General features: G+C 34.9%; 12 protein-coding genes. 1 reads left to right on the top strand and 11 read right to left on the bottom strand.

Features of this window, described 5'->3' with window-relative positions; all coding sequences use genetic code 11:
- Positions 1-248 precede the first annotated feature (248 nt).
- The 3 genes from I580_RS06075 to I580_RS06065 form a co-directional block, all read right to left on the bottom strand.
- On the bottom strand, positions 249-2,948 hold the full coding sequence (locus tag I580_RS06075) for a YhgE/Pip domain-containing protein (protein WP_010771075.1): 2,700 nt from the start codon (positions 2,946-2,948) through the stop codon (positions 249-251).
- Positions 2,949-3,200: 252 nt separating this feature from the next.
- Complete coding sequence (locus I580_RS06070) at positions 3,201-3,428, bottom strand: hypothetical protein (RefSeq protein ID WP_010771074.1); 228 nt, start codon at positions 3,426-3,428, stop codon at positions 3,201-3,203.
- A gap of 503 nt (positions 3,429-3,931) precedes the next feature.
- Positions 3,932-5,275 carry an FAD-dependent oxidoreductase gene (locus I580_RS06065; RefSeq protein ID WP_010771073.1) on the bottom strand — a complete coding sequence of 448 codons (1,344 nt, stop codon included), beginning with the start codon at positions 5,273-5,275 and terminating at the stop codon, positions 3,932-3,934.
- A 190-nt stretch (positions 5,276-5,465) separates the two neighbouring features.
- On the opposite strand from I580_RS06065, the gene I580_RS06060 reads away from it, so the two are divergent.
- A complete protein-coding gene (locus tag I580_RS06060) occupies positions 5,466-6,947 on the top strand; it encodes an AcpB/EbpR/MafR family transcriptional regulator (RefSeq protein WP_010771072.1) in 1,482 nt (493 codons plus the stop codon).
- A gap of 215 nt (positions 6,948-7,162) precedes the next feature.
- Here the strand turns inward: I580_RS06060 and lepB are convergent, their stop codons facing one another.
- From lepB to cshA, 8 genes are all read right to left on the bottom strand, one after another.
- Positions 7,163-8,020: a signal peptidase I gene (gene lepB / locus I580_RS06055; protein ID WP_010771071.1), complete on the bottom strand. Its 858-nt coding sequence runs from the start codon at positions 8,018-8,020 to the stop codon at positions 7,163-7,165.
- Positions 8,021-8,189: 169 nt separating this feature from the next.
- Entirely contained in the window at positions 8,190-8,555 is a 366-nt protein-coding gene (locus I580_RS06050) for a LysM peptidoglycan-binding domain-containing protein (RefSeq protein ID WP_010771070.1), read from the bottom strand.
- Between the two features lie 32 nt (positions 8,556-8,587).
- Positions 8,588-9,943 carry a coiled-coil domain-containing protein gene (locus I580_RS06045; RefSeq protein WP_034860136.1) on the bottom strand — a complete coding sequence of 452 codons (1,356 nt, stop codon included), beginning with the start codon at positions 9,941-9,943 and terminating at the stop codon, positions 8,588-8,590.
- A 34-nt stretch (positions 9,944-9,977) separates the two neighbouring features.
- On the bottom strand, positions 9,978-10,679 hold the full coding sequence (locus tag I580_RS06040; RefSeq protein ID WP_010771068.1) for a hypothetical protein: 702 nt from the start codon (positions 10,677-10,679) through the stop codon (positions 9,978-9,980).
- 409 nt (positions 10,680-11,088) lie between these two features.
- The gene (locus I580_RS06035) at positions 11,089-11,469 is read right to left on the bottom strand and encodes a type II toxin-antitoxin system PemK/MazF family toxin (protein WP_010762593.1); all 381 of its coding nucleotides are present in this window, start codon (positions 11,467-11,469) and stop codon (positions 11,089-11,091) included.
- A gap of 15 nt (positions 11,470-11,484) precedes the next feature.
- Positions 11,485-12,603 carry an alanine racemase gene (alr, locus tag I580_RS06030; protein WP_010771067.1) on the bottom strand — a complete coding sequence of 373 codons (1,119 nt, stop codon included), beginning with the start codon at positions 12,601-12,603 and terminating at the stop codon, positions 11,485-11,487.
- A gap of 125 nt (positions 12,604-12,728) precedes the next feature.
- Positions 12,729-13,082, bottom strand: a complete 354-nt coding sequence (gene acpS, locus I580_RS06025) for a holo-ACP synthase (RefSeq protein WP_010771066.1) — start codon at positions 13,080-13,082, stop codon at positions 12,729-12,731.
- A gap of 231 nt (positions 13,083-13,313) precedes the next feature.
- Positions 13,314-14,849 carry a degradosome RNA helicase CshA gene (gene cshA, locus I580_RS06020; RefSeq protein WP_010771065.1) on the bottom strand — a complete coding sequence of 512 codons (1,536 nt, stop codon included), beginning with the start codon at positions 14,847-14,849 and terminating at the stop codon, positions 13,314-13,316.
- Between the last annotated feature and the right edge of the window lie 6 nt (positions 14,850-14,855).

Genomic DNA, 14,855 nt, shown 5'->3' with positions numbered 1-14,855 from the left:
ATTTCTATATTCTTTTCATCATAAAATAAAGTATCCCAATCCGACATTTTCTCCCTACTTTCTTTCACAGCACACGATTTTTTGAATCCCCCCTTCTCGTTGTTAACAAGGAACCATATTCAGAGCTTTTCCATCTAAACGATAGCATGATTCTAAATCATTAGCAAACGGATCAAAAAGAAGATTGGGCTATAACTCTACGAGTCACAGCCCAATCTTCTTTTAAATGGTCCACTATTCTTATTGCTTTAATGGAAAATATGACTTTCATGAGAAACTTTTGCAAGTTTCTTCGTTTTCTCTTCAATGTAAGGATATAAAAATATCCCCAGTACACAAAATACAATTGAAATCATGACCAAAATAATGATTGCTTTCCATGCATTCGGCCAATAAATACCACCAGCAGACTCCCGTAATAGATTTACCGCATGTGTAAATGGTAAAAATGGGTTGATAAACTGGAAGAATTTACCAGAAACTTGAATTGGATAGTTACCGCCACCACCTGAAATGGATAAAACCAAAATAATGATTGCAGCACCTTTCCCAACGTTACCAAACAAGGCTACCAACACGTAAACCATCATCATAAAGGCAAAGGCGATCAATAAGGCAAACAAGACACTATACACAGGTTGTCTAACATCCACCCCTAGTATAAAGTAATTTCCTAACGTAACAATTAATCCTTGTGCTAAGCCCATTATTAAGAATGTCAACATTCTTGCAGAAAATTGTTCTCGTTTAGAATATTTTCCACGGTCTTTTTCATCCAGATAAAAATCAGTTGTTGCAACGCTTGAAAATAATACTGCCCCTACCCATAAACACAATGCTGTGTAAAACGGCGTACTAGCCGAACCATTATTCGCAATTGGATAAATTTTATTTTCTGATACTTCAACTGGTTTCGTAAAGAAATCACTCTCAGCGTTCGCATCTAGTTTAAGAAGCTTGATTACTTGTCCAAGATCAACATCTTTTTCACCTTTGCGAATCGCTTCTGCAGCTTTATGGAGCCCTGTCTTGATATTTGGCCAGTCATTTTGAACTAGATCAGTTGCTTTGTTTAAAGCAGATTCTAAATCGGGCATTTTTTTATTCACTGTTTTTAACGTACCTGTGATGTTTTCTTTGATTCCTGGATAATCATTTTGAATAAAGTTTGCAGCTAGCCCAAGTTTTTCTTCGACTACTGGTAATTCATTATTATACAGTTCTGCCCCTTTGTTGATACCACTAACAATCGTATCCATGTGACCATTCAACAAAACATTAGCATCATGGACTTCTTGTTTGATTGCTGGTAACTCTGCTTGGTATTTTTCTAAAATGACGATTGCATTGGCAACAGTCGCTTGTGTTGAATTTAATAGTGCAGCAAAATCGATTTGTTTTGCTTGATTAAGTAGACCTTGTGCAGTAGTGATCGTATTGATTAATTTCGTTAGAATATCATTCACGTGTCCTGCAACAGCATCGACATTGATACTTCCAGCAATTCCAGCAATATTATTGGCCATACTTTCGATTTCCGCAAGAACAGCTTTTAATTGGTCAACTGAAATCGAGTCTGCATCAATACTATCTACACGGGCTTTTAACCCACCAACCAAGGCACTTAAATTAGTCAAATTATCAATGATTGGTTGAAGATCTTGATTGCCTGATGAATTTTGAATATCTGTCAACATGGCAACTAATTGATCAATCGCTGCTTGCTGTTTCCCTAAACTGTCACTAAATTGTTGCAACATTTGTTTTAGAGCTGCGCGTTCTTCTGGTGTTAGTTCATTGTCTGTTACTAATTGCCCGATTTGTCCAGCAATAGCAGAGACATTTGAACCGATTGTTTGAACGGACTCTAAAGTGACTTTGATACTACTAGTAATACTTGGTAATGCTTCTTGAAGTTTCGCAGCACCTTCACTTGTTGCCGTAGCTAGTTGATCTGCTTGATCTCCCAGCTTCTCAATATCTGGTAATGCAGTTTGGACTTGCTGAATAATCACTAATCCTTGTTTTGCTTCATTGATCCCTTCATTCATTGTTTGTTCAACTGAAGCAAAATCTTCGTCTATCATCGCTAATTGTTTACCCGCATTTTGAATTTCAGGAATTTTTTCTTGTAGCGTTAAAATAACTTTAGCTTGCTCTTTGATTGTGGGCATCTTGTTGTTTAGATCAACTAATTTTGCTCCTAGAGCATCGACTTGCGGTAAATAGTCGACAAATTCATTTGCTTTTGCTAGTTTTGTTTTCAGCTCTGGCATTTTGTCATGAAGTGCGACAACTTCTTGTGTATACTTGTCAATTTGATCGATATTCTCATCTGTTGATAGAATCATATTTTTGACTTTGGTGATACTAACTAAATTAGAGTCTAAATTATAGCCTATGTCGTTAAAGACCTTCACTAATGTACTGCTAGCTGTTTTGGTAAATTGGTCTGTGATTTGGGCTTGTAAAGAAGAGGCTCCTTTGTCAGCAATTTTTGGTGCGATTGCATTAATCTTCTCATTGATAGAATATTCTATTTTAGGTTTAGTAATATCACCTGTTGTAAAACTTAATAAGTCTTTAGAGAAATCTTTCGGTAAATAAATACCAGCATAATATTTCCCTGACCTTACCCCTTTATCTAATTCTTGTTTAGAATCAACAAACTTCCAACCCAATTGTTTGTTCTCATGAAGATTTTTCAGGACTTCTTTACCAATGTCAACTTCTTTACCTTGGAAACTTGCAGCTTGGTCATCGCTGTATACCGCAATTGGCAACTCTCCAGTATTGGCATAAGGATCCCACAAAGCTTTGATATTGAACCATGCATAAAGTGATGGAATGATCATCAGTGCAATAATCAAAAATGTAGCGATCGGGTTTTTAAAAATGCGTTGCCAATCTAATTTAAATAACTTTAATGTATTTTTTATATGTTTCATCCTGCTCACCTACTCTTTTTAATGCCTGATATACTTTAGCATAATTTTTTTATCAATAACAAATGAAAATTCCGATTTTTGTCCATTTCTACGACAAGTCTCTTGAATTGTCGTAGAGATTTCCAGCTATGTATTTGTTTACTTGGCTCAACTACTTATTTTGCTTTGTTTTGCTTATTACACGGATACTTTCTGACACCCTAAAAAAGGCAAACTCATCCAAATGAATCAGCTTGCCTTTATCTTTCTAGCTTATAGTTTTGCTGAAAACTCTGATACAACTTTTTTTACTTCATTTACTGAATCAGGATCTAAATAGGAAAGTGCTCTAGGAACCACACTCATAAGATACATTTTATCAAGCTTATTCGTTGATCGTCTTTCCATCAATTCTGCTAGTAAATGCTTCATGTCTTCTTGATGGTCAGCTTTAGTTCGATCCATTATGAAGTCATAAAATTTCTTTTCTTCTGCTTTCATAGACGATGCTCCCCCCTAGAATTTTCTTCTATTATAAACTTAAATAACAAGAAGTAGTAGCATTTTGCTTTTATTCTAAAAAAATTACAATTATATAAAAGTGGAGCTGAGTCATAACTCTTCTGGTTATACCTCAGCCCCTTAAAATTCGAATAAAAGATGGTAAAAAAGTAGCTACTTCATTATACTTCGATCACATTGTTGTACATCACGAAGAGCGAAATGATTCGACTATACATACTATAAGGTTGCCGAAAGACAGCTTACTTCCATTATTTTCTACCTACTAAATCACTAAACGGTTGAAGGCTTCCGAAATAAGCCAAACTGCTATGAAACGCAGTGTGGCACAACTGATATAGAACAGTATTTACTGGGTTATCAGCGCTAAGCGTTATCCCAACCTCTTACTATTTCTCCAATTAATCTAGTAATCTTTCTCTAAAAAATGCTTATGTCCAGACAAATTACCCAATAATTTCAAAAGGGTACTAATATTAAAATTACTTTCTATACTTTTGAATTAAAAACTCATATGCAGCTTGCCCAATGATGCCCATTGGCTGATTAATTCCTGGATTAAAATAAAAATCCATCGTAACCAATTCTTCTAATGTTGTCTCTTTACCGATTGCTAAGGACAATGTGTTGATTGATTGTGTAATATCTTTTTCAGACATCAATTGACCTCCAATCAATTTGTGCGACCCTTTTTCAAACACCAATTTGATATGTACTTCTTCCTGTAACTCAAGATAAGGAAGTTGACATGGTAATGTTAAAAAGGTGCTTTCAACATCGATTCCTTCAAATCGTGCTTCCTCCTCTGTTAATCCTGTACTAGCGACATAACTATTAAAAATTTTGGTTGCGGTTGTCTTTTGCGTCATATTATACTTCATCGTATTTCCCAACACGTTCATCGCTGCAACCGTTGCGCTTCTAACAACATTATTCACTAAAGGAATAAAAGATTTACGATAGCTGTTACGAACTGGATAAGAGATCACGTCTCCTAAAGCAAATATATCAGGATCACTTGTCCGCATGTGCTCATCAACACGAATCGTTCCATTAGTATTTAGATCTAAAAAGTCTTTGACTAAAGTACTATCTGGACGAGCATTCACTGCTATGATGACGTAATCATTTCTAATTTCTTCATTGGTTGTTTGCGTAACAAAGAACTCTTCCTCTAGTCCTGAAAAACCAAGAACACTTTCGTTCAAATGAATTTTTACGCCAGACTCAACGATCTTTTGTTCTATTAGCGACGAAATTTCCTTGTCTAAATAACGAAAAAGAACTGAACCTGCGCTTTCGATCAAATGAATTTCTTTTCCTTGTCCTTTCAGTGCATCACACAATTCTACCCCGATATACCCACCACCGACAATCGAGATTGATTTTGACTTTTCCAATTTACTTAAGACTTCCACAGAACTAGGATAATTTTTAAAGACCGTTACTTTATCTTTACTTGGTAATGTCAGATTAGTTGAAAATTGATTTGAGCCAGTCGCTAAAATCAACTTGTCATAACTCAGTTCAAATGACTGGTTAGAAGCATCCTCATAAACAATTGTTTTTTTCTCAGGATTTATTGTATTAACTGTGGCATTGATTAAAATATCTACTCCTTGATTCGTCAACTCTTCCAAAGAGAGGTATCTCACTTTGTCCAATTCATCAACCAATTGATTCATTCTCAATATAATCCCACTTGAAACAAAACTGATCTCACTTCTTTTTTCAATTAGAATAACCTCAGTTTGAGGATTTAATCTCTTTAATGTTAATGCGGCTTGAAGGCCTCCATGAGAGGCACCGATTATTATTACTTTCACTAAGGTTCTTCTCCCTTCAATCAAATATGGAGCTCTAAATTTATATATATACAAAATAACAACAACATTCTATCACATTTCATATAAAAATTCGTTTTTTTAAAATAATATTAAGCAGTAAATTTCTTTTTATAAGTTGCGTATTGCCATTTCCTTATGAATCAAGTATCCTTAAAGTGAGGTGTCTATTATGCTAAAACGTGATTTTTTAGAAAAGCCTTTTGATTATATGAATGATATATTATTATTTTTATACAACAATCAAGGGCGCGCAACAAAAAACGAGCTAGTCAGTGAATTTCAAATTAGCTTACCAACACTAAATGAATATTTATCCTTCCTACAAAGTTTTCTCGAAGAGAATGAAGTGAACAAGCAGGTTGAAATAACATTACATGGTGAAAATATCTTCTTGAAAAAAGAACCAACATTTCCATTAAAAAAGATTGTTGTCCTTTTTCTGGAAAAATCGATCAAATTTCAAATGGTCAATCAGTTGTTTTCAAAAGGTGAGTTGACTTGCGACTATTTCCAGTTAAATTATGCGATAAGCTCTGCAACGTATTATCGAAAGATTACTGAACTAAATGATCTTTTAAAAGAGTTTCGTCTACAAATCAAACGCGGAAAACTCATTGGAGAAGAAAAACAGATCCGCTACTTTTTCTTTAGTTTTTTCTGGTTTCTTTTTGAAGATAAGACAAGCTTAGAAAAAGAAACGGCTAATCAATACCTTGGTTTCGTTGATATTTTAAAGGAATCCCTTAATTTAGTCTTTGATCCGACTGAAGTTTTGCAAATCAAGTTATGGATGAAAATATCCTTCAGGCGACTGACTACAGAATATAACCCAGTCATCAGTCCGAATTATGATTATCCTGATCGACCGTTATTTGAAGAAATTAATTTAGCCTTACATACATATATGAAAAAAATCGACCGTCCATATACTATTTATGAAGCATACATGTTTTATGACTTCTTTTGCTCTATGAATAATTTTTCACCCAATTCCTCTTTTGCATTTAGATTGGCAGAAAAACAACGTAGAGAAAGTTCTTACTTAAACTACATGAATAAAGTAATCTTAAAATATCTAAAGCAACAAGGCTATTTGTCGAGCTATGCATCATCCGCTCGTTTATTATACATTGAAAACCTACTGTTTCAACTGCATTCTCTGCTTTATTATTTTGATGGTTTTATCTTGGCATTTGATAATTGGACAGTAAAATCTATCGTCAATGCACATCGGCATCCGTTTTCCGGTAATGAAGTGCTGGAATTAATGGATATTGCCACTAAAAAGTTTGATCAAGATGGTGAAAAAGGAAGTTATAAAAACAAATTCACTGAAATCCACTATACAATCATATTAAATCATATTGCTGAATTAAATGAAGAAAAAATTGCCATCGGTGTCTATCATTCACTCAATCCATTCATTGGCGAATTAGTGATTCAACATTTGACCAATGTTTTAGGTCATAAATATCCGATTAAAGCAGAAGCTTTCAAAGAAGACAGTCACTATGATATATTACTTTCCAACATTTATAGTGAAACGATTTCTGAAAAACAAGAATTAGTCTATATTTTTTCTGATATCGGCAACAGCTATGACATGAATGAAATCGAAAAACTGATTATTCAATTGATTGATACACGCTAAAACAGCATTTGTTCTATATATCACTAATTAAAATTATAACAGAGAACATACTCTTTAAGTTCTCTGTTTTCTTTATACCTATTAAATATAATGAGAATAAGTGTAAATTGAGCAAATAATACTCTTCTTTTATTTATTTTTATTTGTTGTTGTACTAATTATAAAGCATCTATTTTATTAAAAAAACAAAAAAACGATGAAAATTCATCGTTTTTTTATTTAATCCATCCAATATTATTAAAAGGAGCAAATCTAAGGGAAACAACCCCTTCGATCGACTGTCCCTCAACTAAACCAAATGTTCTACTGTCACTAGAATTATTTCGATTATCGCCTAATACGAAATAATAGCCTTTCGGAATTTTTTTCAATTGTGACATTTGGGCCAAGCTGTCTTCTGATAGATTTATCTTAATCGTTCCGTCTGGCAATTCGCTTGCAGCTGATAGTTCCGAAGCCTTAGGTAGCGATTCAGCTTGATGATTGATAAACAGGTCGCTGCCTTCAGTCCAAACAAGATCGCCTGGCATTCCAATAATTCGTTTTACATATTGAAACTCACTTTTCACAGGAGGTTTAAAGGTAATGATTTCATACCGTTTTGGTTCTTTTGTACGACGAACAATGACACGGTCGCCGTTAAGCAATGTAGGTTTCATCGAATCACCGTCAACCATATGGGGTGACGTATTTAAGATAAAGAAAAAAACAAATACTGCAAACAATACAACTGGAAACATAAATTTAATGATTTCAACAATGTTTTCTTTTCTTTTTTTCTTTTTTCTTTTTTCAAATTCTTCTTTGGTTATTCTTTTCTTTTTCTGATTTTTTTTGACTGGTTTTGGTTTTCTACCTACTACTTCTCTCGGTCTTGAACTGATTTTAGGTTCTTCCCGTGTTTCTTCAATTCGTTCTCTAGGTTGCAAAGGACGCTTCTTTTTTGTACCTGTCTTCCCAGATTGCGTAGGTTTTCTTTTTTTATTATTATAATTTTTCGCCTTTTGTTTTTTATTGAACTTCCTTTTTAGTTTTCGTTTTAGTCGTTCAAAACGTTCCTTTATTTCATCCATGATACACCTCAATCATACCGATTAATACTCTCAATTAAGGATAACAGACTGCTGTCCATTTTTCCATACAAAAGCTAGCGAATTAAAGCGTTATAGCAAGTTCTCTTACTAATGAAAAAGTGAGCGGACAAAACTCTTAGAGTTTTGCTCCCCCCACCTAAACTCACTATCAATTCATTACTAATTCTTGCCCCTCAACAATAACACTACTACCAAGCTGATTTTTATTCATTAATGTTTGGATCGATACACCTGACTCTTGAGCAATTTCCCATAGTGTCTGACCTTTTTTTACAAGGTAGACTTCTTTAGGTTGTTCGTTTTCCTTGCTTACAGTACTAGCCTTTTCAGCTGCTGCATCTTGTGTTTCTGCTGTTGGCGCTGCTGGAATCGGGATAGGAATAGCTGAGACAGTTTCGCCCCCCACTGAAGCACCTAAAACGAACGAACTAGAACTCAAGTAAATAGCAGTACTAAACAATATTGCAGAAAAAATCAACAGAGTAAGATATTTTTTATTGATTCGATTTTTCATATTGTTCTTCCCTTCATTCGATCTTTGATCGCTTAGTTTCCACTTTTATCTAAACGTGATAATTTGCTTAAACGTTCCTCTAATTCACGATAAATAGTCATGACTTCATTCTTAGACTCTTCTACTTCGTTTGAAATATTTTTCGCACGGTTCCCAATGTTCAACATTTCAAGTTCAGCTGAGTTGACCATATGTTTGGCTTCAACTTGTGCTTCACTAATAATACGGTTCGCTTCTTTCTTAGCAGAAACCATAACTTCCCCGATTTCTTGTTGCGATTTTAGCGCTTCTTCTTGTAGTGATTGGTTTTTAAGCAGTAAATCATTAATTTGTTGTTTCGCTTGTAGCAACTCAGCTAATTGAGTACCAGTGGCTTCACCTGTTGTAGACATGTTACGCATTGTTTCAAGCTCAGCATTCAAGTTTTCTAGTTCTTCTTCTTTTTCTTTATAAATACTTCTTAAACCTGCTAGTTCAGACTCAAACACATTTTTTTGGATAGAATATTTATCATTTAACCCTTGGATACGGCCAAGATTTGTTTCTAGATCACTTTTTTCTTTTAGAACAGTCTCTAATTCTTTTTTCAACTCTTCAACACGACTGTTATCAACAGATGCATCGCTAGTTGTTGATAAATTGATTTCTTTTTCTTTTAATTCTTGGTTTTCTTGTTGTAATTGGTGCATTTGTGCTTGAAGATCAGCAAGTTTTTGTGTTAACTCTTGATTTTCTTTATCAGTAGTTTGAAGTTTTTCATTCAATGTTTCTAATTCCATCTTCACCGTCTCCAATGCTTCTTGTTTTTCTCCGATCGTTCCTCGGGCTGCTAAATCTGCTTGTAATTGTTGTATTTCTTTTTCTTTTTCAATAATTTGTCCATCTAATGCTTGGTCTTTTTCAACAAGTGCTGTTTCTAGATTAGCAATTTGTTCTTGTCCACGGATATTTTCTGTTTTCAATTCTTCGATTTGTGCTTTTAAATGATTAATTTCTTCTGAAGAATCATTGGATTCATGAACATCTTCTAATTCAAAAATCTCTGTTTCTTTTTGATTGAGTTGGGTTGCCAAGTCATCATTTTTCTCTTTTAGTAACTCAAGCTCGTTTTGGTTGCTTTCAACCTTTAGGACTAGTTGTTTGTTTTGTTGAGATAAACGGAAGTTTTCCTCTTTATTTTGTTCAAATTCAGACTCTTGTAATCTATATTCTTCAATCAATTCTCTTAAACGTGTGATTTCTTGTTCTTGTTCAGCTAATAAGCTGCTATTGTTTGTTGTCGTTACTGAAACTGGTCGTTGTTCCTCTGGTGAATTGAACTCTACTTCTTGCGTCAATTCTTCCTCTGAAACCTCGTTAATTTTTTTAATTAACCGTCTCTTTGCCATGCTTTTACACCCCGTCTTTTATTTCTAGCTTACTTTATTTATCCAATGCTACTTTTTCTAAGTTACTGTCTTTCGACTCTCTTGTATAAACGATCGACTGTTTAGATAGTTTGTTTGTTTTATCTCGATATGTAAAGTTAAAATCAATCATCGTGATTTCTTTCACCGGTTGCAACTCTTTGATAAACGTTTCAATATTTTTTTCAGCTGTTTGGAAATCATTAAATGTCAATGCCGTAGGAAAAACAGAAACAGTCAAGGTTTCTGTCTTTTGACTGATCATGATCGCCACATTTGCTTCACCGAAAAAGGGCTGCCAATCTCTTAAAAGTGAAAGTTCGTAGTTATCTAGTGCTTGAGCATCTCGACTTTCTACAACTTTTTTCCAAGGAAATTCGGCTAATTTCAATGAGTTCTCTTTGTAACTTTCAATTTCAGCACCAGAAGCTGTGCCTTTGTTCTCTTTAATCTCTTCTATCTTCAATTGTAAATCTTTATTATCTTTCCTTAAAGTATCTTGATTGTAAAGTATCCCAAAAAGTATTAAGCAAAAAATAATGGCTGCAATCATCAAAAATAATAATGATCGATTATTCTCTTGGTATTTATAAAAATTGATCTTACGTTTCATTTTTGGACTATCAGAATCCAAGCTCTCCAACTGGAATCGTACATACAACTGATAACTGAAAAAAAGAAACAATAGTACTACTAGTACGAACATAAAAATCGTCATCAAATATAAACTCCTTTATCCCTTAATAAAAAAACACTAAATATATCTACTTTTTTGAAAGTTATCCACTTTCTACCCAATTATACATAGTTTATTGTAACATTACGTCACGTTATTGCCAACTTTTTTTTATAAACGCAACGAAAAGTCAATAAACATAAGAGTTCAAGCATCAAAATTTAGTGTTTTTTTATTATTCCAATGAAGGAATCGCAATTTTATTCTATTAATTTATAGTTTACAATTTTTAATGTTCGCATTTTTACTTTTAATTCCTACTTAGTAAAAATAACAACGTATAAGTAAATAACAATATGATCCAATATAAGATTATGTTGTTGCAACCAGCTATCCTAATGTCTATAAAAACTGGATATGTCTTATGCTTTCAACTCAAGTGCGCGAAACCTTACCGATATGTACCAAGATTTTCTTCTTCTAGTTCAGCTTCGAAAATGCCTACGCTAACTCCCAATGCACGGTCTACTGAATCCATGATTTCTATTCCTAAGTGGCAAACTTTTTCTTTTAAACGTATTTTATCAATGGTGCGGATCTGTTCTAGTAATATGACCGAATCTCGTTCAATTCCAGTTTCTTCTGAGTTGATGCCTATATGTGTTGGCAATTTTGGTTTAGCCATTTTCGCTGTAATTGCGGCTACGATAATAGTTGGGCTAAAATGATTACCTAAATTATTTTGTATGACTAGTACTGGACGTACTCCCCCTTGTTCTGATCCTACAACAGGGGATAAGTCTGCAAAATATATGTCACCCCTTTTGACCATTTGAAGCCTCCTATTCTATTTGTACTCCCTTGGCATGCGATCTGAAAATGTACATGCTACTTCGTAGTGGATTGTCTCTAATTTGTCTGCCACCATCTGTAGTGTGATATCCGCTCCATGATCGTGTCCAACCAATGTTACTGTTGTTCCTACAGATACTTTTTCTGGTAATCGAATCATACATTGATCCATACAGATTCTTCCGACAATTTCACACTTTTGACCATTTACTAGTACTGAAAAACCTTGTAAATGACGCAACCAACCATCAGCATAACCGATTGGTATAGTGCCTATCCATTCATTTTCCGTTGTCGTATAGGTATTTCCATAACCAATACCTTCCCCAGCTGCCAGTTCTTTCACGTGAATCAATTGTGATACCAAACTCAACGCAGGCTTCAAAGGATAAACTTCAGGTAACATATGCCCTGACGGATTCAGTCCATACATGGCTATACCAAAGCGAATCATATTGCCCACATTATCTGGATGCCAAAGTGCTGTTGCGCTATTGCTAACATGTACATATTTCGGCAATTCAAAAAGTGCTGACAAGACTGCTTGAAAGCGTTGCGTTTGTTTTTCAAAATAGCTGACGTCTTTTTCATCTGCTGTTGAAAAATGAGTAAATAATCCTTCCCAAACGACCAGCTGTGTTGATTGTGCTAATTCAACTGCTTGTTTTACAGTTTTTGGGGTAGTAAATCCAATACGCCCCATACCTGTATCGACTTTTATATGTATTTTTAATGGTCCCTGCGTTTCTATATGATTTAATCGATCGATTGCTTGCTCTAGCCATTCTTGAGTTGCTACTGTAACAGATAAATCATATTTCAGCAGCACGTCTATGTAAGAAACATCCACGATACTTAAAATAAGTATCGGCTCTGTAATACCGGCTTCGCGTAGTTCTATCGCTTCATCTAAGATTGCTACACAAAAACCTGTAGCACCTCCAAGGATGGCCGCCTTAGCTGTTTGAACAGCTCCGTGTCCATAACCATTTGCCTTAACTACAGCAAACAATTCAGACCCTTGCGGCATTCGTTTTACTTCGTTCCAAACATTTTCCTTGATTGCCTGTGTATCGATCACTAACTTGGTGGGACGATGCCATCCTACTGCCATATGTGTCCTTCTTTCTTTTACGATTGAAATAAAAACAGCCTATACTTACGTTGTCCTTCCACTAAAAAAGTTCAGTGTTTCTTTGATGGCTGCCGTTTAACTCAACCTTTATTCGCTACCTCTTTTTAATCTGTTTCCAAAATAATTTGTGCGACTGCAAAAGTATCTGTATGTGAAATAGATACAAATACGTTTCCTTTATGAGGTGATTTTGTTACTTTAGGAGCCCCATTCTCTTCTTTTAAAACCTCAATGTCCTGTAAACCAACACTTCCAATTCCTGTTCCCCAAGCTTTAGAGAATGCTTCCTTACACGCAAAACGTCCTGCTAAAAACTCTACTTGGCGCTTATGCGGTAATTGCTGAAAAAGTACATACTCATTATTCGTGAGAACCCGTTGGACAAAAGACATTTTATTTTCGATAATCTTTTCGATTCTTGGCAGTTCTACCATGTCTATACCAATTCCCTTAATCATCCCTTTGAGCCCTTCTTTTTTTATTTTATAAATTACTCTTATTCTATCAAATTTTAGCAATTTTTCCACATAATAATGTAAAAAATTAATAAAAAGCTGAACAAGTCATCTATTTAGATGAAATAAAAGAGGATAGAACAAAGCTTTTAAGCTTTGTTCTATCCTCTTATCAATTCAACAATTGGTAAATGTAAAATAATTTAATTCTTACTTCCACCTTTTATTGATCTATTAATTTGAGTTATCTCTGATAACAAAGCTACGTTTTTTATCATTGTGGCGCTTCGCTGAACGATTGTCTTTACTCTTATTGTAGCCACCGTTGCTGCTTCCGCCCGTGCCTTTGTTATTTTTGTTTCCGCGGTAACCACCGCCACCATTTTTATTGCGATTACGGTTATTGCTACCGCCACCGCGATTATTTTTATTGAAACCTTTTTTATTTGAAGGTAATGGACGTTCTGGCGTAATTTTTACTGGTACTGCATCTGTTGGGTCTTTAGAAATAGTTTTCAGTAATAATGCGGCTAAATCTTCAGCAGAATATTTTTCTAAAAGATTCTCAGCAGAAGGTAAGTAATTTTCTAGACCATTTTCTGCTAATTTTTCTTCAACTGTTTCAAGTGCTGCGCCTAATTGTCCTTTGAATGCCTCTTGTTCACTTGGCGGACGTAATGGTGTCATGCGTTTTTTAGTCAATTCTTCGATAACATGTAAGTAACCCATTTCGTTTGGTGTAACGAAGGTCACAGACATTCCACCTTTACCAGCACGACCTGTACGGCCAATACGGTGAACATAGCTTTCTGGATCTTGTGGGATATCATAGTTATAAACGTGGGTAACGCCTGAAATGTCTAGTCCACGAGCCGCTACATCTGTCGCAACTAAAATATCTAAGTTACCACTTTTGAATGAACGTAAAACACTCATACGTTTTTGTTGTGATAAATCTCCATGGATTCCTTCTGCTTTGTATCCGCGAGCTTCTAAACCGCGTGCCAACTCATCAACACGACGTTTAGTACGTCCGAAAACAATCGTTAATTCTGGTGTTTGAACGTCTAATAAACGAGTCATGATATCGAATTTTTCGAAGTCTTTTGAGCGGACATAGTACTGATCGATCAAATCTGCCGTCATCTCTTTGGCTTTGATTTTCACGTGTTCAGGTTCTTTCATAAATTTCACGCCAATATTTTTGATTGCTGGCGGCATTGTTGCTGAAAATAGTAATGTTTGACGTTTTGCAGGAATTTTAGAAATGATTTTTTCGATATCTTCTAAGAATCCCATATTTAACATTTCATCTGCTTCATCTAAAACTAATGTTTCGATTGTGTCTAATTTTAATGTGCGACGATTGATATGGTCTAATAAACGTCCAGGTGTTCCGACAACGACATGCGGATTTTCTTTTAGTCCACGAATTTGACGGCCGATATCTGCACCACCATATACTGCTTGAACACGGATTTTTTTGTCGCGCCCTAAACGGTATAGTTCTTCTTGTGTTTGGATCGCTAACTCACGCGTTGGTGCAATTACGATACCTTGTAACACACGATTAGTTGTGTCGATTTTTTGCAACATTGGTAGGCCAAAAGCAGCTGTTTTACCAGTCCCCGTTTGTGCTTGTCCAATAACGTCTTTTCCTTCTAAAGCTAAAGGAATTGTTTCCTCTTGAATGGGTGTTGCTTCTTCAAATCCAGAGCGCTCGATTGATGCTAATAAGTTTGGTTCTAAGCCTAGTTCTTTAAATTTCAAATGATA

This window comes from Enterococcus caccae ATCC BAA-1240, from assembly GCF_000407145.1.
GTDB lineage: Bacteria > Bacillota > Bacilli > Lactobacillales > Enterococcaceae > Enterococcus_L > Enterococcus_L caccae.
Note: the sequence above shows the minus strand (reverse complement) of the source record. Positions and strands in the feature narration are given on the sequence as shown.